Genomic DNA, 20,725 nt, shown 5'->3' on the forward strand with positions numbered 1-20,725 from the left:
TCGTAGTCGAGATTGGAGGCCAGCCAGCGTTCGGCCTGGGCGCGGTCCACGCCCTTGCGCCAGGCATAGTCGGTGACCTGTTCGCGGCTGAGCCGTCCGACAACGAAGTACTGGCTCTGCGGATGGCTGAAGTAGTAGCCGGAGACAGCGGCCGTGGGCAACATCGCGAAGCTCTCGGTCAGTTCCATGCCAGCGTTCTTCTCAGCCTGCAGCAGGTCGAACAGGCGGCGCTTCTCGCTGTGCTCGGGGCAGGCCGGGTAGCCCGGCGCCGGACGGATGCCGCGGTACTGCTCGTCGATCAAGGCTTCGTTGTCCAGCGTCTCGGCGCGGTCGTAGCCCCAGAATTCTGTACGCACGCGCTGGTGCAGGCGCTCGGCCAGTGCCTCGGCGAAGCGGTCGGCGAGGGCCTTCAGCAGGATCGCGTTGTAGTCGTCATGCTCGGCCTCGAAGCGCGCGACGTGGGTGTCGATGCCGATACCGGCAGTGACCGCAAACGCGCCGATCCAGTCCTGCTTTCCGCTGTCGGCCGGTGCAATGAAATCGGCCAGGCAGAAATCCGGGCGTTCGGCTGGCTTGTCCACCTGCTGGCGCAGGAAGTGCAGGGTGGTTTCGCCCTGTGCGTGCTGCACGCGGACATCGTCGCCGATGCTGTTGGCCGGCCACAGGCCGAACACGGCCTTGGCCGTCAGCCACTTCTCGCCGACGATGCGCTCGAGCATCGCACGGGCATCCTTGTACAGCTCGCTGGCCTGGGTGCCGACGATCTCGTCGGTGAGGATCGCCGGGAACTTGCCGGCCAGCTCCCAGGCCTGGAAGAACGGCGTCCAGTCGATGTAGTCGACCAGTTCGGCCAGGGGATAGTCGTCGAACACGTGCAGGCCGGGCTGATTCGGTGCCGGTGGCGTGTAACTGTCCCAGCCGCCCTGGAACTTCTGCCCGCGCGCATGTTCCAGCGTGACCAGACGCTTGGCGTCGCCCCGGTTGCGGTGGCGTGCGCGGATTTCGGCATAGTCGGCTTCGTTGGCGGCAACGAAGGCCTCGCGCAGATCACGCGAGATCAGCGACTGCGCCACGCCAACCGCGCGCGACGCATCCTTCACCCACACCGTCGGCGCCTTGTAGTGCGGGTCGATCTTCAGCGCGGTATGCGCACGCGAAGTGGTTGCGCCCCCGATCAGCAGCGGCAGGTCGAAGCCCTGGCGCTCCATCTCGCGGGCGACGTGGCTCATCTCCTCCAGGGACGGGGTGATCAGCCCGGACAGGCCGATCAGGTCTGCGTTGTGCTCGCGGGCAGCATCGAGGATCTTCTGCGCCGGCACCATCACGCCGAGGTCGACCACGTCGAAGTTGTTGCAGGCCAGTACGACGCCGACGATGTTCTTGCCGATGTCATGCACATCGCCCTTCACCGTAGCCATGATGATCTTGCCGTTGCTCTTGGCGGTGTCACCGCTGCGCGCCTTTTCCGCTTCGATGTAGGGCAGCAGGTAGGCCACGGCCTTCTTCATCACGCGCGCGGATTTCACCACCTGTGGCAGGAACATCTTGCCGGCGCCGAACAGGTCGCCGACGATGTTCATGCCGTCCATCAGCGGGCCTTCGATCACATCCAGCGGGCGGCTGGAGGCCTGCCGGGCCAGTTCGGTGTCTTCCTCGACGAAGGCATCCAGGCCGTGTACCAGGGCATGCGCCAAACGCTGTGCCACCGGCTTTTCGCGCCAGGCCAGGTCTTCGGTCTTCGCCGCGCCCTTCTTGCCCTTGTAGCGCTCGGCGATCTCCAGCAGACGCTCGGTGGCATCGCTTCGGCGGTTGAGGATCACGTCTTCGACGCGCTCGCGCAGGTCCGGCTCCAGGTCGTCGTAGATCGGCATCGCGCCGGCGTTGACGATGCCCATGTCCATGCCGGCGGCGATCGCGTGGTACAGGAACACCGAGTGGATGGCCTGGCGTACCGTTTCGTTGCCGCGGAAGGAGAACGAGACGTTGGAGACGCCGCCGGAGACGTGGCAGTGCGGCAGGGTCTGCTTGATGATGCGGGTGGCTTCGATGAAGTCCACTGCATAGTTGTCGTGCTCTTCGATGCCCGTAGCGACGGCGAAGATGTTCGGGTCGAAGATGATGTCCTGCGGCGGGAAACCGATCTCGTCGACCAGGATGCGGTAGGCACGGGTACAGATTTCGACCTTGCGCGCGCAGGTGTCGGCCTGCCCGTTTTCGTCGAACGCCATCACCACCGCAGCAGCACCGTAGCGCAGCACCTTGCGCGCGTGCTCGCGGAACAGCGCCTCGCCTTCCTTCAGCGAAATCGAGTTGACCACGCTCTTGCCCTGCAGGCATTTCAGGCCGGCCTCGATCACGCTCCACTTGGAGGAGTCGACCATCACCGGGATGCGCGCGATGTCCGGCTCGGACATGATCAGGTTCAGGTAGCGGGTCATCGCCGCTTCCGAGTCGATCAGGCCCTCGTCCATGTTCACATCGAGGATCTGCGCACCGCTGGCCACCTGCTGGCGGGCCACGTCCACCGCTTCTTCGTAGCGGCCTTCCTTGATGAGCTTGCGGAACTGCGCACTGCCGGTGACGTTGGTGCGTTCGCCGACGTTGATGAACAGCAGGTCCGGGGTAATGACCAGCGGTTCCAGGCCGGACAGGCGGGTGAGGGGCGTGCTGCTCATGCGGCGTGCTGCTCCCGTGCGCCCGGCAGGGCACGCGGTGCCAGCCCGGCCACGGCCTGGGCGATCGCGCGGATATGGTCGGGGGTGGAACCACAGCAGCCACCGACCAGGTTCAACAGGCCATCCTCGGCGAAGCCCCGCAGGGTGGTGGCCATCTCTTCAGGGGTTTCGTCGTACTCGCCGAACGCGTTGGGCAGGCCGGCGTTGGGGTGGGCGCTGACGTAACAGTCGGCGACCTGCGAGAGGGTTTCCACATGCGGGCGCATCGCATTGGCGCCCAGCGCGCAGTTCAGGCCGATCGACAGCGGTCGCGCATGCGCCAGCGAGGCGTGGAAGGCTTCGGCAGTCTGTCCGGACAAGGTGCGCCCCGACGCGTCGGTGATGGTGCCGGAGATCATCACCGGCAACCGCGCGCCACGTGCATCAAAGGCCTCTTCCAGCGCATACAGCGCGGCCTTGGCATTGAGCGTATCGAAGATGGTCTCGACCATGAGCGTGTCGGCGCCGCCGTCGATCAGGCCTTCGATGGCTTCGCGATAGGTGTCGCGAAGCTCGTCGAAGCTGGTGTTGCGGAAGCCCGGATCGTTCACGTCGGGACTGATCGAGGCGGTGCGGCTGGTCGGGCCGATCACCCCGATCACGAAGCGCGGCTTGCCGGGCGTGGTCGCTTCCGCCGCGTCACAGCAGGCGCGCGCGACGGCCGCACCGGCTTTGTTCAGTTCGTACACCAGGTGCTCGAGGTGGTAGTCAGCTTGGCTGACCGAGGTGGCATTGAAGGTGTTGGTCTCGACCAGATCCGCGCCTGCCTCCAGGTAGGCGGTATGGATGTCGGCGACGATCTGCGGCCGGGTCAGCAGCAGCAGATCGTTGTTGCCCTTCAGATCATGGCCTTCGGGCACGCCGTGGTCACAGCCGGGGCCATGCGCATGGTCGTAGCCACCGGCGAAGCGCTCGCCACGGTAATCGTCTTCCTGCAGGCCATGGCGCTGGATCATCGTGCCCATCGCGCCGTCGATGATCAGGATCCGCTCGCGCAGGGCGTCGAGCAGCGCGTTGGCACGATCGGGATGCAACCAAGGCAGGGCAGGCATGGCGGTCTCGGGCTCAGGGCTTGTTGGCGATCAGCGAAATCACTTCAAAGTGCGGCGGGCGTTTCTCGCGGGTGACCGTCTCCAGGCTGGACACCTGCAGGCCGGCCTTGTCGACGAACCTGCGCAGCTCCTTGTCGCTGAAGCCGAGGTTGACATGGCCATAGGCCTCCACGGCGGCCTTGTGCTCGTGGCGCGCCAGGCTGCACAGCAGCAGCCGGCCACCGGGCCGCAGCACGCGCGCGGCTTCGGTCACCGCCTGCGCCGGCTTGCTGGCGTAGGTCAGCGCGTGCATCAGCACGACCAGATCGAAGCTGGCATCCTTGAACGGCAGTGCATGCATGTCGCCCTCGCGCACTTCCACGTTCGGCAGGCGGCGCAGGCGTTCGCTGGCGGCGGCGACCACGCGCGCGCTGGTGTCGATGCAGATGTAGCGCTTGGCATGTGGGGCTACCAGTTCGGCCAGCACGCCGTCACCGGAAGCGATATCCAGCACGTCGCCGGTCTCCAGCAGCGGCAGCGCGGTACGCGCCAGTGCCTCCCAGGTGCGGCCAGGTGAGTAGTGGCGTTCCATGTCGCCGGCCACGCTGTCGGCCCAGTTCTGGTCCGAGGCGCGGTGCGCCAGCACGGCGGCGACGCGTTCGGCATCCTGGCGCAGCAGCGGGTCATCGCTTCCGTTGCTCAAGGCATGCCACAATGCACGCTGCGCCGGGTCCAGCTGGGCCTCGTCGAAGCGGTAGTACGCCGACACGCCAGCACGGCGGTCGCGGACCAGGCCGGCTTCCTTCAGGCGTGCCAGGTGGGTGGACACGCGCGGCTGCGCCAGCCGGGTGATCGCCGACAGTTCGGCCACGGTCAGTTCCTCCTGCTCCAGCAACGCCAGCAGGCGGACGCGAGTGGCATCGGCGAACACCTTCAGGCGGGTCGACCAGTCTTCCAGATCCATAAACATCTACCTATCGCGATATAGAGATATATTCGCCGAGAGGGCCTGTCGTGGTCAAGTCGGCAGCGTACGGAAGCAGCCGGCCCCCGGTACAATCGAGGCACCTGGGCGCGCCGTATGCGGCCCATAACTTCATGTACCCGGGAGGGTGTTGTGGATTTCAGCTTTACCGAAGAGCAGTTGATGCTGCAGGACGTGGCGCGGCGTATCGCGCAGGAGAAGATCGCCCCGAGCGCGGAGCATCATGACCGTACCGGCGAGTTCCCGCTGGACAACATTCGCCTGTTGGGCGAGAACGGCCTGATGGGCATCGAAGTGCCGACCGAATACGGCGGCGCGGGCATGGACCCGATCGCGTACGTGCTGGCAATGGTGGAGGTCGCCGCCGCCGACGCAGCCCATTCGACGATCATGTCCGTCAACAACTCGCTGTTCTGCAACGGCATCCTCACTCACGGTTCCGAGCAGCAGAAGCAGAAGTACTTGCGTGCCATCGCCGAGGGCGAGGCCATCGGCGCGTTTGCGCTGACCGAGCCGCAGTCCGGCTCCGACGCCACGGCCATGCGCTGCCGCGCGGTGAAGCAGGCAGACGGCACCTTTGTCATCAATGGCAAGAAGAGCTGGATCACCTCCGGCCCGGTGGCAAAGTACATCGTGCTGTTCGCGATGAGCGAGCCGGACAAGGGCGCACGCGGCATCACCGCCTTCCTCATCGACACCGACAAGGCCGGCTTCGGCCGCGGCAAGACCGAGCCGAAACTGGGCATCCGCGCCTCGGCTACCTGCGAGATCGAGTTCAACGATTACGTGGCGCGGGCCGAAGACGTGCTGGGCCAGGAAGGCGAGGGCTTCAAGATCGCCATGAGCGTGCTCGATGCCGGCCGCATCGGCATCGCTTCGCAGGCCATCGGCATCGCCCGTGCCGCCTATGAAGCGACTCTGGAATACGTGAAGGAGCGCAAGGCGTTCGGCGCGGCCATCGGCACTTTCCAGATGACCCAGGCCAAGATTGCCGACATGAAGTGCAAGCTGGACGCAGCGCTGCTGCTGACCCTGCGCGCGGCGTGGGTGAAGGGCCAGGGCAAGCGCTTCAGCAATGAGGCTGCCATTGCCAAGCTGACCGCCTCTGAGGCGGCGATGTGGATTACCCACCAGGCGGTGCAGATCCACGGCGGCATGGGGTATTCCAAGGAAATGCCGCTGGAGCGCTACTTCCGTGATGCCAAGATCACCGAGATCTACGAAGGTACTTCGGAGATCCAGCGCCTGGTGATCGCCCGCAACGAGACCGGGCTGCGCTGATGGACACGACGGGGCGGCGATTGCCGCCCCGTTTCCTCTGCGCTGTCAACGTGGCAACCGGCAAACGATATCCTTTCCATTCCATTCACAGACGATCTGAAGGGATTCCCGTGGCATTCCCGGATGCATGGTCACGCCGTAGAGCCGGGCGGAGTCAACCCATCGTTCGAGCTCGCCGGCATCGTCAAAGCGATAGTTGCCGATGAAGCTCCGGGCCATCTCTGGATCGGTTGCCGCACCATCCGGAATCTTGTTGCCCTTGGCGTCACGGCTTTCACCTTGCACATAGCGGGCTTGATCAACCGCAGAAGGCGTGATGACCAGCGTGGTTTTTGAACCATCGCGCCATGTGATCCGATAGATGGCGCTGTCAATGCCGACGGTCTTGCTGACGAAGCTCAGGCCGATCGAGGAAAGGAATGTTGCCATGCCGTTCCAGGCGGCCGACGATGTTGTCGCCCCCGTGAAGGCCTTGCCGATGTCACCTTCCAGCCTTGATCGCTCAGTGGCCATCTGAACGACATCGTAGGCGTTGAGGTTCTTGTGCTCTTCCGGGAAGCTTATGCCGTTGGCGTATTGCGGGTCATCAGGATGAACCTCGTACTGGACTCCTCTTCCGGCCCGCTGCCGCGGCGCGAACTGTACGGTTGGCACGTTGTTGTCGAGCATGCCCATGATCCGATTGAAGGATGCGTTGATTGGCCCCGGAATCTGCGCCCTTGTTGCGCGATAGCGCCGTAGCTCGCGATCGTATTCCACATCGAAACCATGGATCCGGCGCTGCTGGAAGTCGGCGACGATGGTCGGCCCCGTACCCGAGGAAAGCGCCAATGCGCGCGGGTCACGACAGTTGTCGCAGACGAGGACGCCTGCCGCGTGGCTGTCCTGGATGCTGCTGGCCGCGAAGAGCGCGCCAAACAGCAGGGCAGGGCAGCTGAAGAATCGTAGTGGTGCTCTTTCCATGATCAGTCTCCTGGAGGGCTTCGGATCGATTGCCGTGGAGGCATCTGGATAGCAACGATCCGGGCGTGCCGCACTTCTGCGCGCCCAGGAATCCAAAGCGGGGGCCTTATGCGAAACCGGTAGACGCCTTGAGCGCCTCGTTGTCGGCGCAGCAGTGGAAGGGACTTTTCAGTACAGGCCGTATGCGACCGGTCTCCGGGCAGGCGACATGCCAACGATCCATTGGCATTCCCGCTCCTTGGTCGCAGAATGCTCCACCGTTCATGGACGCCACCACATGCTCATCTATCGAGGCGCAGGGCTGCTGACCCTGCTCACACCGATCGCTGCCGTGCTGCTCATCCTCATCCTGTTCCCGGATCCAGCGGTGGGTCGCGGCAATACTTCACTCGGCCAGGTCCTGCTGGCGTTCGGCCTTGGCTCGGCAATCAACACGGTGCTGGGTTTCGTGCTCAATCGAAAGCCGCGTGCACCTGGGCAGCATGCTCCGCATCACTTTTTCTTCCTGCCGATGCAATGGCCTGCGCTGGCGATTGTGGCGGCATGCGTGGTGATCGCAGTGTTGCGCTGAGACGTTGCCCGGACAGCGCCCACCAAGGTTGGCGACTACCGGGTATGCCGTTGCCCCGGTAGATGCCAACCTGGGGCGGCATGGATCCAGAAGCGGCAACAAAAAAGGCCCCGGATCGCTCCGGGGCCTTTCTCGTTTCAGCGCACCGCCGGATCAACGATCCGGACGGTGTGCTGCATCCGCGTCGCGCTGGCGCTCCATGAACTCCTTGGACGGTTCATCCAGCTTGTCGCCCAGCATGCGGCGCACGACCACGAAGAACACCGGGATCATCAACAGGCCGAGCAGGGTGGCGAACAGCATGCCGCCGATCACGCCGGTACCGATGGCATGGCGGGAGTTGGCGCCTGCGCCGGTGGAGATCGCCATCGGGATCACGCCCATGATGAACGCGAACGAGGTCATCAGGATCGGGCGGAAACGCAGGCGCGCCGCTTCGATGGTGGCATCACGCAGGTTCTTGCCTGCTGCGCGCTGCTCCACCGCGAACTCCACGATCAGGATGGCGTTCTTCGCCGCCAGGCCGATCACGGTGATCAGGCCGATCTTGAAGAACAGATCGTTGGGCAGGCCGCGCAGCATCGACAGGCCGAGGGCACCCAGCACGCCCAGCGGCACCACCAACAGCACCGCCACCGGGATCGACCAGCTTTCATACAGGGCGGCCAGGCACAGGAACACCACCACGATCGACAGTACCAGCAGCAGGGTCGCCGCGTTGCCGGCCAGGATTTCCTGGTAGGACATGCCGGACCAGTCGTAGCCGAAGCCGGCCGGGAGGTCGTCGTTGACGATGCTCTCCATGGTCTGCATCGCTTCGCCCGAGCTGGTGCCCGGGGCCTGCGAGCCGACGATGTTGATCGCCGAATAGCCGTTGTAGCGGCTCAGCGACGGCGGTGCCGACACCCATTCGGACTTGACCACCGTGTTCAACGGGATCATCGCGTTGGTGCCATCGGCGTTCTGGGTCAGGCTGGACGGGCTGTAGAAGCTCTTCAGCGATTCCTGGCCAGTGCGGTACGGACCATCGGCCTGCATGGTCACGCGCTTGATGCGGCCTTCGTAGAAGAAGTCGTTGACGTACACCGGGGCCAGCATCAGCTGGATGGTGCTGTACACGTCCGACACTGACATGCCCATCGACTGTGCCTGCACACGGTCCACGTGCAGCTGCAGCTGAGGGGCGTTCTCCAGCCCGTTCGGACGCACGCCAACGAGTGCTTCAGGCTTCTGCGCGGCCTGGCCCAGCAGGATGTTGCGCGCCTGTGTCAACTGTTCGTAGCCGGCACCACTGCGGTCCTGCAGCCACATGTCAAAGCCACCGAACTGGCCCAGGCCCTGCACGGTGGGCAGGTTGACCACGAAGATCTGCGCTTCCTTGATGCCGTAGAACGCGCCGTTCATGTTCTGGATGAACTCGGGCGCGGTGAACTTGCGTTCCTCCCACGGCTTCAGGCGGATGAAGCCCATGCCCACGTTCTCGCCGGAACCGACGAAGCTGAAGCCGGCCACCTGCAGCATGCCTTCATAGCCATCCTGCTTTTCCAGGATGCCACGCATCTGCGCGAACACTTCGTTGGTCCGGCCCTTGGTCGAGCCCGGCGGCAGCTGCACGATCGCCAGCGCATAGCCCTGGTCTTCTTCTGGCAGGAAGCTGCCCGGCATGCGGGTGAACAGGAATCCACACAGCGCGGTGAGCACCACGAACAGGATCATCCAGCGCGGCGCATGGCGCACCGCAGAGGTGATGTGGCCCACATAGGTGTGGCTGATCTTGTCGTAGTACTTGTTGAAGGTGCGGTAGACGATGTTCGGGTTGTCGTGGTGCGTCGGCTTGAGGAAGGTCGCGCACAGCGCCGGCGTGAAGCCCAGGGCCAGGAACGCCGAGAATGCCATCGAGATGGCGATGGTCAGCGCGAACTGCTTGTAGATCTCACCGGCGGCACCGCCCTGCAGGGCGGAGGGGATGAACACCGCGGCCAGCACGACGGTGATCGCCACCACCGCACCGGTGATCTGGGTCATCGCTTTCTGCGTGGCCGGCTTGGGCGCCAGGCCCTCCTCGGTCATGATGCGTTCGACGTTCTCGATCACCACGATCGCGTCGTCGACCACGATGCCGATCGCCAGCACCATCGCAAACAGCGTCAGCTGGTTGATCGTGAAGCCGATCATCCACATGCCCAGGAAGGTACCGAGCAGGGCGACCGGGATCACCAGGGTCGGGATCAGGGTGGCGCGGAAGTTCTGCAGGAAGATCAGCATCACCAGGAACACCAGCAAGACCGCTTCAAACAGAGTCTTGACCACTTCCTGGATCGAGATCTTGACGAAGGTGGTGCTGTCGTACGGCGAGAACCAGGTCACCCCGGACGGGAAGCTGGGCTGCAGCTCGTCCATCTTGGCGCGCACCGCTTCGGCCACGTTCAGGGCATTGGCGCCCGGCAGAAGCTGGATGGCGAAGGCGCCGGTCGGCTTGCCGTTGTACTGGGTGTCGAAGCCGTAGTTGTTGGCACCGAAGGCGACGCGGGCGATGTCCTTCAGCAGCACGCGCGAACCGTCAGCGTTGGCGCGCAGGATGATGTTCTCGAATTCCTGCGGCGAGCTGAAGCGGCCTTCGGCCGAGACCGTGGCGGTGAAGTGCTGGCCTTCCGGCGACGGGTCCGAACCCAGCGCACCGGCGGCGAACTGCACGTTCTGCGCACGTACCGCGGCCAGTACCTGGCTGGCCGACAGGCCATAGCCCTGCATCTTCTCCGGGTTCAGCCAGATGTTCATGGCGTACTCGGAACCGAACTGCTGGGTGCTGCCGACGCCGGGGATGCGCGAGACCTGGTCGAGCACGCGCGAACCGACGATGTCGTTCAGGGCGTCACGGTTGATGGTCGGGGTATCGGACTGCAGCGCCACCACCATCAGGAAGCCGGCGTTGGCCTTGGCCACCACCACGCCCTGCTGGGTCACTTCCGAGGGCAGGCGTGGCGTGGCCAGCGAGACCTTGTTCTGCACCTGCACCTGGGCGATGTCCGGATCGGTACCGGTCTCGAAGGTCAGGGTGATCTGCGCACGGCCGTTGGACGCGGACGAGGAACTGAAGTACAGCAGGTGATCGATACCGGTCAGCTGCTGCTCGATCACCTGGGTGACCGATTTTTCCGTGGTGTCGGCACTGGCACCCGGGTAGGTCGCCGAGACGGTGACCTGCGGCGGGGCGATGTTGGGATAGGACTCCACGCCCAGGTTGAGGATCGCGATCACGCCGCTGAGCGAGATCAGGATCGCAACCACCCAGGCGAAGACTGGATGTTCGATGAAAAATTTAGGCATGACGGAAGGTTCCCGTTACTGCTTGTTCGAATCGGTGGCGGCCGGCTTGGCCGTATCGGCCTGCTCGGGCTTGGCAGCGTCGGCCGGTGCCTTGCCTGCGGCCGGTGCCGCGCCCGCCGGAGCGGCGCCGCCTGCGGCAGGCTTGCCGTTGGCGTCTTGCCCCGGGGTCCACGGCTTGGCCACCGCCGGTGCACCTTCCTTGACCTTCTGCACGCCGGCCACGATCACCTTGTCACCGGCGGCCAGGCCGTCGCTGACCAGCCAGTTGCCGTTCTGCGCGCCATCGGTCTTCACGTTCTTGCGCACGACCTTGCCGTCGGCGCCGACCACCATCACGTAGCCGCCGGTGGTATCGCGCAGCAGGGCCTGCTGCGGTACCAGGTAGGCGTTGTTGCGTTCGCCCAGGTTGGCCTGGAAGCTGACGAAGGCACCTGGCAGCAGGATCTGCTGCGGGTTCGGCAGCACAGCGCGCAATGACACTGCACCGGTGGCCGGGTCGACCGTAGTGGAGGAGAAGTCCAGCGTGCCCGGCTCGCTGTAGGTGCTGCCATCGGCCAGCTTCACTGCCACCGTCGCCTTGCCGTCGCCGGACAGCGCCAGCGCGCCCTTGGCCTGCTGCGCGCGCAGCTGGGTCAGTTCGTCCACGCTCAGCGAGAAGTTCACGTACAGCGGGTCGAGCTGATCGACGGTGGTCAGCAGGGTCACATCGCCCTGGCCGACCAGTGCGCCCTCGGTGACCTGCTGCTTGTTGGCCACGCCACTGATCGGCGCGGTCACTTCGGCGTAACCCAGGTTGATCCGCGAGGAGGTCACGGCGGCTTCGGCCTGCTTGACCGCGGCCAGCGCGGTGCGCTCGGCCGACTCGGCGTTGTCCAGGTCGGACTTGGAGACGAACTGCTGCGGCGCCAGCGAGCGTGCACGGTCGGCGGCCACCTTGGCGTTGGCGTAGGTCGCGCGGGCCGAGGCCAGCTGCGCTTCAGACGCATTGAGCGAGGCACGCAGCGGCGCCGGGTCGATCAGGAACAGGGTCTGGCCCTGCTTGACCTGCGAGCCTTCCTGGTAGACGCGCTTGAGCAGCACGCCCGGCACCCGCGCGCGCACGTCGGCACTGCGGAACGGCGACAGGCGGCCGACCAGCTCACGCTGCAGCGGCAGGGTCTGCGGCTTGGCGTCGATCACGCCCACCTCCGGCGGCGGGGGCGTCTGCTGTTCCGGCTTCTTGCAGGCAGCCAGCGCGACAGCAACGGCGCACGTCAAGGCAAGGGTGCGGAGTGGGGCGGTCATCAGGAGGAACTCCGGGGTTGGTTTGTAGACGGGGCCGCCGACGGCTGTGGCGCGAAGGCGCGCAGGAAGCTGTCGACGGAGAACTCTGCCCAACGCCGACGCAGCAGTGCGTCATCACGGTGGGGGGTATGGAAACGCTGTTTGTCGAAATCCTGACCGGCAATCATGCTCAGCAGCAGTTCGGCCATGAAGTGCGGGTCGTCATGCCGGAGCTGGCCACGCATGCAAACGGTTTCAATCCATTCAGCAAGATGAAGCGTCAGCGCGCCGGCACCGTGCCGGTACAGCGTACGCGCCTCTTCGGGAAACTGGGCCGCATCGGCGGCAATCAGCCGGCAGGCCTGGCCCACGTGCGGTTGGTTGAAGTGCTCCAGGAAGTCAATGGCGAACTGGAGCAGGCTGGCACGCAGGTCGTCAGTGCGGAGTGCACGGACCATGGCGCCGGTGGCGTGGCCGACATGGCGCTGCATCACCCGGCGCAGCAGCTCCTGCTTGCTGCCGTAGCGCGAGTACAGGGTCTGCTTGGAGCAGCCCGCATGCTGGGCCACTGCGTCCATGCTCATCTGCATGCCCTGCTGGGCCAACAGCTGGCGTACGGCTTCGAACACGCGCTCATCGCGTGCGTCGAGGGCAACGGGGAGGTAGGCCGGATTCACGCGGTGGACTATACCGTCCAGTTCAGGATTGTGGAATCGAAACGGCGTTGCCGCGTGTGTCTTCCGGTAACACGCTTTGCCGATCCTGTCGCCAGAGCCGAACCGGGCGCCATCACCCTGCCGGCGCGAACTGAATAGGCGTCTAAACCGCAGCAAACCCGAATCTGCTTATTCCGTCCTGCAGCAAGGCCTTTTCCCGCGGTAGGGCTACAATTTCATTTTCCCAACTGAGCAAGCGCATCGCTCTGCCATGAAACCGCAAAAAACCGCAGCCAAGACCGTGAAAAACAAGACCAAACCAGCAGAAGCGGAGGTCGCAGTGACCGCTGGTTTCTCCCTGGAGCCGGTGTACACGGCCTTGCGCAAGCGCTACCCCGCGGCCGCACAGGCCGAAGCAGTGGCCTTTGCCACTGACTTCTACAAGCGCATGGAGGCGGACGAGTTCCCGCACCACAGCGCTGAAGAGTGGGCCGCTCTCGCGGCTGAGACGCTGGAATTCGCCCGTGCCCGCAAGGCTGGCAAGGCCAACGTCCGCGTGTTCAATCCGACCGCGAAGGCCAACGGTTGGGAATCGCCGCATACCGTGCTGCAGATCGTCAACGACGACATGCCGTTCCTGGTCGACACCGTCACCATGTCGCTGGCCGAGCAGGGCGTGGGTGTCCACGTGCTGGGCCACCCGGTGCTGCGCTTCACCCGCGACAAGGCCGGCAAGCTGGTCAAGGTCGGCGAGGGTGATGCCGAGTCGGTGATGCTGCTGGAGATCGACCGCCAACCGGCCGACGCCATGGCCGCCATCGAACAGGCCATCAACAAGGCGCTGGATGAAGTGCGTGCGATCGTGCGCGACTGGCAGCCGATGAAGGACAAGGCGCTGGCGCTGGCCGACGACCTGGGCAGCCGCCAGCTGCCGGTCGACGACGCGTCGCGCAAGGAAGCACAGGAGTTCCTGCGCTGGGCCGCTGACAACCACTTCACCTTCTTCGGCTACCGCGAGTACCGCGTCGAGAAGCAGGGCAAGGAAGAGGTGCTGGCGCCGCTCAACGACACCGGCCTGGGCCTGATGCGCGGCAAGGACAAGTCCGCCGCCCGTCCGGTCAAGACCCTGGCCGCGCAGGGCCTGAACACCACGTCCGGTTTGAAGGACGCGCTGATCCTGACCAAGACCAATGCCCGTTCGCGCGTGCACCGCGCCGGTTACATGGACTACATCGGCGTGCTGGAATTTGACGCCAAGGGCAAGATCATCGGCGAGCAGCGTTTCCTCGGCCTGTTCACCTCCAGCGCCTACAACCGTCGCCCGTGGGAAATCCCGCTGGTGCGCCAGCGCCACGAGCACGTGATGAAGCAGTCCGGCCTGGCCCCGGCCAGCCACAGTGGCAAGGCCCTGCGCCATATCCTGGAAACCCTGCCGCGCGAAGAACTGTTCCAGTCCAGCGAGGACGAACTGTTCCGCACCGCGATGGGCGTGCTGGGCCTGCAGGAACGCGTGCGCAGCCGCCTGTTCCTGCGCCGCGACAAGTACAGCCGTTTCATCTCCGCGCTGGTCTACCTGCCGCGCGAGCGCTTCAACACCGACGTGCGCCTGCGCATCGAAGCGATGCTGAAGGACGCGCTCCACGGCGAGTTCGTCGACAGCTCGGTGGTGCTGGGCGAATCGCCGCTGGCCCAGGTGCACCTGATCGTGCGCCCGAAGCCGGGTGAAATGCTCGACGTCGATACCGCCGAACTGGAGCAGAAGCTGGCCCAGGTCCTGCGCAACTGGCAGGACGACCTGCGCGAGGCGCTGGTGGCCCGCCATGGCGAGACCGAAGGCCTGCGCATCGCCGCCCGCATCGGCAAGGCGCTGCCGGCCGGTTACATCGAAGACAACAGCACGGCTGTTGCGGCCAACGATGTCAGCCAGCTCGACGCGCTGACCGGCCCGGACGACCTGCGCCTGAGCCTGCAGGCCGTGCCGCGCGAAAGCGGTGATGGTCTGCGCCTGAAGCTGTATCGCCAGCTGGACGACATCCCGCTGTCGGACGCGCTGCCGATGATGGAAAACATGGGCCTGCGCGTGATCGCCGAGCGTCCGTACCGCCTGTCGGTCGACAACGCCCCGGTATACGTGCAGGACTTCGAGGTCGAGTCCACCGCTGGCGCGATCGATGCCGCCAGTGTCGATGAAGCCTTCGGCGAGACCTTCGCCCGCGTCTGGCACGGCGATGCCGAGAACGATGGCTTCAACCGCCTGGTGCTGGCGGCCGGCCTGCACTGGCGCCAGGTCGCCATGCTGCGTGGCTACTGCAAGTACCTGCTGCAGACCGGCGTGCCGTTCTCGCAGGCCTACGTGGAAGGCACGTTCGCGCGCTACCCGCTGCTGGCCCGTCTGCTGGTCGAGCTGTTCGAAGCCCGCTTCGATCCGGCCACCGGCCACGAGAGCAAGGACGACATCGCCGCCGGCCAGGCCCAGCTGAAGGCCCACTTCGATGTGCTGGCTGCTGGCGACGAGGCCACCCTGAAGGTGCTCAAGACCGTGGTCGGCGCCCGCAAGGGCGACCGTGACACGCAGATGCAGGCCGCGCGCGATGCGCTGCTGAAGCTGATGGACCGCGTGTCCAGCCTGGACGAGGACCGCATCCTGCGCTCGTTCATGGGCGTGATCGACGCGACCCTGCGCACCAGCTACTACCAGACCGATGCCAACGGCCAGCACGGCCATGTCATCAGCTTCAAGTTCGATTCGGCGCTGGTGCCGGACCTGCCGAAGCCGCGCCCGTACCGCGAGATCTTCGTGTACGGCCCGCGCGTGGAAGGTACCCACCTGCGCTTCGGTGCGGTTGCGCGTGGCGGCCTGCGCTGGTCGGATCGTCGCGAAGACTTCCGTACCGAAGTGCTGGGCCTGGTCAAGGCACAGATGGTCAAGAACACCGTCATCGTGCCGGTCGGCGCGAAGGGTGGCTTCTTCGCCAAGACCCCGCCGGTGAACGGCGACCGCGATGCGATCTTCGCCAACGGCGTGGCCTGCTACAAGCTGTTCATCCAGGGCCTGCTGGACATCACCGACAACATCGTCAACAACAAGATCGTGCCGCCGGTGGATGTCGTGCGCCACGACATGGACGATCCGTACCTGGTGGTGGCCGCCGACAAGGGCACCGCGACCTTCTCCGACATCGCCAACGGCCTGGCCGTCGCGCACGGCTTCTGGATGGGCGATGCGTTCGCCTCCGGTGGTTCGGTCGGCTACGACCACAAGGGCATGGGCATCACCGCGCGCGGTGCGTGGGAATCGGTCAAGCGCCACTTCCGTGCGCTGGGCCGTGACAGCCAGAGCCAGGACTTCACTGCGGTCGGCGTCGGCGACATGTCCGGCGACGTGTTCGGCAACGGCATGCTGCTGTCGCGCCACATCCGCCTGGTCGCTGCGTTCGACCACCGCCACATCTTCCTGGACCCGAATCCGGATGCGGCCACGTCGTTCATCGAGCGTGAGCGCCTGTTCACCCTGCCGCGTTCGAGCTGGGCGGACTACGACACCAAGCTGATCAGCAAGGGCGGCGGCGTGTACCCGCGCAGCCTGAAGTCGATCGAGATCACCCCGCAGGTGCGTGAGGCGCTGGGCCTGGACGAGAACGTCAAGGCGCTGTCGCCGAATGATCTGATGAGTGCGATCCTGAAGGCACCGGTCGACCTGCTGTGGAACGGTGGCATCGGTACCTACGTCAAGGCCGCCAGCGAACAGCACAGCGACGTCGGCGACCGTGCCAACAACGCGCTGCGCGTGAACGGTGGCGAGCTGCGCTGCAAGGTGGTGGGCGAGGGCGGCAACCTGGGCATGACCCAGCTGGGCCGCATCGAAGCTGCCCAGGCTGGCGTGCTGCTCAACACCGACTTCATCGACAACTCGGCCGGTGTCGACACCTCCGACCATGAAGTCAACATCAAGATCCTGCTCAACGATGTGGTGCGGGCCAAGAAGCTGACCGTCGAGCAGCGCAACAAGCTGCTGGCGTCGATGACCGATGAAGTCGCCGAGCTGGTGCTCAACGACAACTACCGCCAGAACCAGGCGCTGAGCCTGATGGAGCGGATGGCGGTCAAGCGCCTGGGTTCCAAGCAGCACTTCATCCGCACCTTGGAACAGCAGGGCCTGCTGGATCGCCAGATCGAGTTCCTGCCGTCCGACGCCGAGCTGTCCCAGCGCAAGGCGCGCGGCCAGGGCCTGACCCGTCCGGAACTGTCGGTGCTGCTGTCCTACTCCAAGCTGGTGGCGTTCAACCAGCTGCTGGATTCGGACATCCCGGAAGATCCGTACCTGTCCAAGGAACTGCAGCGCTACTTCCCGACCCCGCTGCAGAAGAAGTACGCCGACGCGATGGAGCGTCACCGCCTGAAGCGCGAAATCATCGCCACGGCCGTGACCAACCAGACCATCAACCGCATGGGCGCCACCTTCCTGATGCGCATGCAGGAAGACACCGGTCGTTCCATCGCCGAGGTCGCCAAGGCGTACACCATCAGCCGTGAAACGCTGGATGCACGCGCGCTGTGGGCGCAGATCGATGCCCTCGACGGCAAGGTGCCGGAGTCGGTGCAGATCGACGCACTGGAAGTGATCTGGAAGCTGCAGCGTTCGTTCGTGCGCTGGCTGCTGTCGCGCCCGGGCGCGATGCCGGGCATCACCGAAGCGGTCAACCGCTACCAGGGACCGTTCAACGACATCCGCGTTGCCTCGGGCGTGCTGCCGGATTCGCAGCGTCCGACCTACGAGGCCCTGGTGGCCGAGTGGAAGGAAAAGGGCCTGCCGTCTGCACTGGCACAGCAGCTGGCCGAACTGCACTTCCTGGAACCGGCGTTCGACATCATCGAACTGGCCCGCACCCGCAAGCTGAAGCCGGTGGACGTGTCCAAGGTCCACTTCCGCCTGGGCGATGCCCTGCAGCTGCCGTGGCTGTTCGAGCAGGTCGATGCGCTGGAGGTCAATGGCCGTTGGCACGCCGTGGCACGTGGCGTGCTGCGTGACGAACTGGCAGCCAACCACCGCAACCTGGCCGGGCAGGTGCTGGGCACCAAGGGCAACAGTGCCGAGGCCAAGGTCGCTGCCTGGATGGGCCGTGATGACAACAGCCTGCGCTTCACCCTGGCGATGCTGGCCGAACTGGCCGAGCAGAAGACCCTGGACTACCCGACCGTCTCGGTCGCGGTGCAGCGCCTGGGCCAGCTTGCGGCACACGGCGCGTAAGTGAAGTAGTGCCAGACCATGCCTGGCATGCGTGAACCGGAACGGCCCCGCGAAAGCGGGGCCGTTTTGTTTCTGCCATTGACCTTTGCGACCACCTGACCCGACGCCGGCCGTGAACCTGCCAGGTGGATGACCGGCATATCCGCCGGGACCGTGAGCGCCATGGATGGCGCGATCGAGCCCCCAGGGACGGGTTTACGGCGTGTCCCGGCGGATATGCCGGTCATCCGCCCCACGGGGTCCAACTCCCGGCGCTCGGTTATGCTCTCCATCAAACCCACCCGGATCCACCGATGAGCGACACCCCCCGCATCGCTTTCCTCGCCAGCAACACCGAACCGGCGCAGATGGCGCGCGCGGCCATGATCTCGCGTTATGGCGATCACGCGCCTGAGCAGGCCGACGTGCTTTGCCCGCTGGGGGGCGACGGTTTCATGCTGCAGACCCTGCACCGGCACGGGCACCTGGGCAAGCCGGTGTTCGGCATGAAGCTGGGCACCGTGGGCTTCCTGATGAACCAGTACCGCGGCGACGACGACGTGCAGGCCCGCATTGCGCGTGCCGAACCGGCCAACCTGCGCCCGCTGGAAATGGTGGCGCTGACCGAGTCGGGCACCAGTACCGGTTCGCTGGCCTACAACGATGTCTCGCTGCTGCGCCAGACCCGGCAGGCCGCGCATATCGGCATCGACCTCAACGGCCAGGAACGCGTGGCCGAGCTGATCGGTGACGGCGTGCTGGTGGCCACCCCGGCGGGCAGCACCGCCTACAACTATTCCGCGCATGGTCCGGTGCTGCCGCTGGGCTCGCACACCATCGCGCTGACGCCGTTGGCCCCGTACCGGCCGCGTCGCTGGCGCGGGGCGATCCTCAAGGCCGATACCGAGGTGCGCTTCCGCGTGCTCGATCCGTACAAGCGCCCGGTCAGCGTCACGGCGGATTCGCACGAGACCCGCGACGTGGTCGAGGTGACCATCCGCGAGTCGAAGGACCGCCGCGTGACCCTGCTGTTCGACCCGGAGCACAACCTGGAAGACCGGATCCTGAGCGAACAGTTCGTTTTTTGAGGACAATGGGCGGCCGGCCCTGCCGACCGCTTGAAGGACCCCCACCGATGGGCGACAACTCCCCCCGTTTGCTGACCGTCGCGGTCACCTCGCGCGCGCTGTTCGACCTCGAGGAAAGCCATGCGCTGTTCGAGAGCGATGGCGTGGCGGCCTATGCCGAATTCCAGCGCCAGCACGAGGACGACATCCTCGGCCCCGGCGTGGCCTTTCCCGTGGTGCGCAAGCTGCTGGCGCTGAACCAGGGCGCCAGCCCGGAGAACCCGCGGGTCGAGGTGATCCTGCTGTCGCGCAATTCGGCCGACACCGGCCTGCGCATCTTCAATTCGATCCAGCACTATGGCCTGGGCATCATCCGCGCGACGTTCACCGCCGGCGAGCCGACCTGGCCCTACGTGAAGCCGTTCGGCACCGACCTGTTCCTGTCGGCCAACCCCGAATCGGTGCGCAGCGCGCTGCGCCATGGCATCGCGGCGGCGACCATCCTGCCCAAGCCGCCTGGCGAGACCGCAGCCGCAGCGGCCGACCAGATCGACATCGGTCGCCCTGCCGGGCAGCTGCGCATCGCCTTTGACGGTGACGCGGTGATCTTTGGTGACGAGAGTGAACGAATTTCGCGCGAGCAGGGCGTGGAAGCCTTTGGCCGCCATGAGCGCGAACGCGCCCGCGAGCCGCTCAGCGGCGGTCCGTTCCGTGGCTTCCTGTCAGCGCTGCACACGCTGCAGGAAGTATTCCCTGCCGGCGAGAGCGCGCCGATCCGTACCGCACTGGTGACTGCGCGTTCGGCGCCGGCCCATGAGCGGGTGATCCGCACCCTGCGCGAGTGGGGCGTGCGCCTGGACGAAGCGCTGTTCCTCGGCGGCCGGCACAAGGGGCCGTTCCTGCAGGCGTTCGGCGCCGACATCTTCTTCGACGATTCGCAGCACAACATCGACAGCGCCCGCGAGCATGTGGCTGCCGGCCACGTACCGCACGGCGTCGCCAACGAGGGGTGAAACCATGCCGGGTGGGTGCCAACCGTTGGTTGGCACTGCCGTTACCGGTCAATGCGCGACCGACATCCCCAGCTGCAGATCCACTACCTTCCAGCGCAGCCCCTGCGGCTCCAGTACCACCTTCATCGGCGGCTGGCCCGGACCGCGATCGACATCGATCACGAAGCGGTCCAGCGCTTCGAAATGGTGTTCGGCATTCTTCAACGGTCGCGCCGGTTCGGTCGGGCCGAAGGCATCGCCGCCCTGCAGTTCATTGCGGCCGCGCTTCCACAGCACGTGGCCCTGCAGCATCGCGCCGATCCCGGTGGGGGTCACCATGGTGTCCACCGCGGCACCGCCCAGCTGGTCGCCCAGCCCGTACAGCAGGGCACCGAAGGGACTGGCCGCCACGTCCGGGCCGGCCTGGCGCACCAGGTAGTCATTGAGCTGCGCGCGCAGGCTGCTGCGCACGCGCGGGAAATCGACGTAGCGTTCCAGGCGCGCGGTGTCGCGCTGCTCGATGGCCTTGGAAAGGCCATTGACGGTCAGGTAGGGGCCGCCGAACCACCAGGCCGCCAGGGCCAGGACCAGCAGCACAACCAGTGCAGAGAGTTTCTTCATGGCGGACAGACTGCCGCAACGGCGGCA

General features: G+C 65.6%; 13 protein-coding genes. 5 read left to right on the plus strand and 8 right to left on the minus strand.

The genetic code is table 11. The annotated features are described in order from the left end of the window. From metH to N5C25_RS04060, 3 genes are all read right to left on the minus strand, one after another. Window positions 1–2,675 (minus strand): methionine synthase (metH, locus tag N5C25_RS04050; RefSeq protein ID WP_279936473.1); only part of this gene is annotated, 2,675 nt, incomplete at its 3' end. Beyond that, window positions 2,672–3,766, minus strand: coding sequence for a homocysteine S-methyltransferase family protein (locus N5C25_RS04055; protein WP_279936474.1), 1,095 nt, complete (start codon window positions 3,764–3,766; stop codon window positions 2,672–2,674). The genes metH and N5C25_RS04055, both read right to left, overlap by 4 nt. Before the next feature lie 13 nt (window positions 3,767–3,779). Beyond that, complete coding sequence (locus tag N5C25_RS04060) at window positions 3,780–4,709, minus strand: metalloregulator ArsR/SmtB family transcription factor (protein WP_019660391.1); 930 nt, start codon at window positions 4,707–4,709, stop codon at window positions 3,780–3,782. A 153-nt stretch (window positions 4,710–4,862) separates the two neighbouring features. Here N5C25_RS04060 and N5C25_RS04065 point away from each other — a divergent pair, with 153 nt between their 5' ends. Beyond that, the gene (locus N5C25_RS04065; RefSeq protein WP_279936475.1) at window positions 4,863–6,011 is read left to right on the plus strand and encodes an acyl-CoA dehydrogenase family protein; all 1,149 of its coding nucleotides are present in this window, start codon (window positions 4,863–4,865) and stop codon (window positions 6,009–6,011) included. 45 nt (window positions 6,012–6,056) lie between these two features. Here the strand turns inward: N5C25_RS04065 and N5C25_RS04070 are convergent, their stop codons facing one another. Next, window positions 6,057–6,974, minus strand: coding sequence for a hypothetical protein (locus N5C25_RS04070; RefSeq protein WP_058981279.1), 918 nt, complete (start codon window positions 6,972–6,974; stop codon window positions 6,057–6,059). A 277-nt stretch (window positions 6,975–7,251) separates the two neighbouring features. On the opposite strand from N5C25_RS04070, the gene N5C25_RS04075 reads away from it, so the two are divergent. Continuing rightward, window positions 7,252–7,545 carry a hypothetical protein gene (locus N5C25_RS04075; RefSeq protein ID WP_058981281.1) on the plus strand — a complete coding sequence of 98 codons (294 nt, stop codon included), beginning with the start codon at window positions 7,252–7,254 and terminating at the stop codon, window positions 7,543–7,545. 153 nt (window positions 7,546–7,698) lie between these two features. Here N5C25_RS04075 and N5C25_RS04080 read toward each other — a convergent pair whose 3' ends face one another. From N5C25_RS04080 to N5C25_RS04090, 3 genes are read right to left on the minus strand one after another with little or no spacing between them, the layout of a single operon-like run. Beyond that, window positions 7,699–10,872: a multidrug efflux RND transporter permease subunit gene (locus N5C25_RS04080; protein WP_279936476.1), complete on the minus strand. Its 3,174-nt coding sequence runs from the start codon at window positions 10,870–10,872 to the stop codon at window positions 7,699–7,701. 15 nt (window positions 10,873–10,887) lie between these two features. Continuing rightward, window positions 10,888–12,156: an efflux RND transporter periplasmic adaptor subunit gene (locus tag N5C25_RS04085; protein WP_134735630.1), complete on the minus strand. Its 1,269-nt coding sequence runs from the start codon at window positions 12,154–12,156 to the stop codon at window positions 10,888–10,890. Then, a complete protein-coding gene (locus N5C25_RS04090) occupies window positions 12,156–12,812 on the minus strand; it encodes a TetR/AcrR family transcriptional regulator (RefSeq protein WP_019660385.1) in 657 nt (218 codons plus the stop codon). The genes N5C25_RS04085 and N5C25_RS04090 overlap by 1 nt, the downstream gene beginning before the upstream one ends. A gap of 250 nt (window positions 12,813–13,062) precedes the next feature. Here N5C25_RS04090 and N5C25_RS04095 point away from each other — a divergent pair, with 250 nt between their 5' ends. From N5C25_RS04095 to N5C25_RS04105, 3 genes are all read left to right on the plus strand, one after another. Further along, entirely contained in the window at window positions 13,063–18,039 is a 4,977-nt protein-coding gene (locus tag N5C25_RS04095) for an NAD-glutamate dehydrogenase domain-containing protein (protein ID WP_279936477.1), read from the plus strand. A 293-nt stretch (window positions 18,040–18,332) separates the two neighbouring features. After that, window positions 18,333–19,106 (plus strand): NAD kinase, encoded by a 774-nt coding sequence (locus N5C25_RS04100; RefSeq protein ID WP_279936478.1) that lies wholly within the window; start codon window positions 18,333–18,335, stop codon window positions 19,104–19,106. Between the two features lie 47 nt (window positions 19,107–19,153). Beyond that, window positions 19,154–20,098, plus strand: a complete 945-nt coding sequence (locus N5C25_RS04105; protein WP_019660382.1) for a 5'-nucleotidase — start codon at window positions 19,154–19,156, stop codon at window positions 20,096–20,098. 48 nt (window positions 20,099–20,146) lie between these two features. Here the strand turns inward: N5C25_RS04105 and N5C25_RS04110 are convergent, their stop codons facing one another. Then, the gene (locus N5C25_RS04110; RefSeq protein WP_058981293.1) at window positions 20,147–20,698 is read right to left on the minus strand and encodes a DUF2939 domain-containing protein; all 552 of its coding nucleotides are present in this window, start codon (window positions 20,696–20,698) and stop codon (window positions 20,147–20,149) included. Between the last annotated feature and the right edge of the window lie 27 nt (window positions 20,699–20,725).

The organism is Stenotrophomonas sp. GD03958, from assembly GCF_029839005.1.
Taxonomy (GTDB): domain Bacteria; phylum Pseudomonadota; class Gammaproteobacteria; order Xanthomonadales; family Xanthomonadaceae; genus Stenotrophomonas; species Stenotrophomonas hibiscicola.

Coding starts and splice junctions, on each gene's coding strand:
- N5C25_RS04070 (WP_058981279.1), bottom strand. CDS start 6,974: ATGGAAAGAGCACCACTACGATTCTTCAGCTGCCCTGCCCTGCTGTTT.
- N5C25_RS04060 (WP_019660391.1), bottom strand. CDS start 4,709: ATGGATCTGGAAGACTGGTCGACCCGCCTGAAGGTGTTCGCCGATGCC.
- N5C25_RS04100 (WP_279936478.1), top strand. CDS start 18,333: ATGAGCGACACCCCCCGCATCGCTTTCCTCGCCAGCAACACCGAACCG.
- N5C25_RS04110 (WP_058981293.1), bottom strand. CDS start 20,698: ATGAAGAAACTCTCTGCACTGGTTGTGCTGCTGGTCCTGGCCCTGGCG.
- N5C25_RS04055 (WP_279936474.1), bottom strand. CDS start 3,766: ATGCCTGCCCTGCCTTGGTTGCATCCCGATCGTGCCAACGCGCTGCTC.
- N5C25_RS04095 (WP_279936477.1), top strand. CDS start 13,063: ATGAAACCGCAAAAAACCGCAGCCAAGACCGTGAAAAACAAGACCAAA.
- N5C25_RS04080 (WP_279936476.1), bottom strand. CDS start 10,872: ATGCCTAAATTTTTCATCGAACATCCAGTCTTCGCCTGGGTGGTTGCG.
- N5C25_RS04085 (WP_134735630.1), bottom strand. CDS start 12,156: ATGACCGCCCCACTCCGCACCCTTGCCTTGACGTGCGCCGTTGCTGTC.
- N5C25_RS04105 (WP_019660382.1), top strand. CDS start 19,154: ATGGGCGACAACTCCCCCCGTTTGCTGACCGTCGCGGTCACCTCGCGC.
- N5C25_RS04075 (WP_058981281.1), top strand. CDS start 7,252: ATGCTCATCTATCGAGGCGCAGGGCTGCTGACCCTGCTCACACCGATC.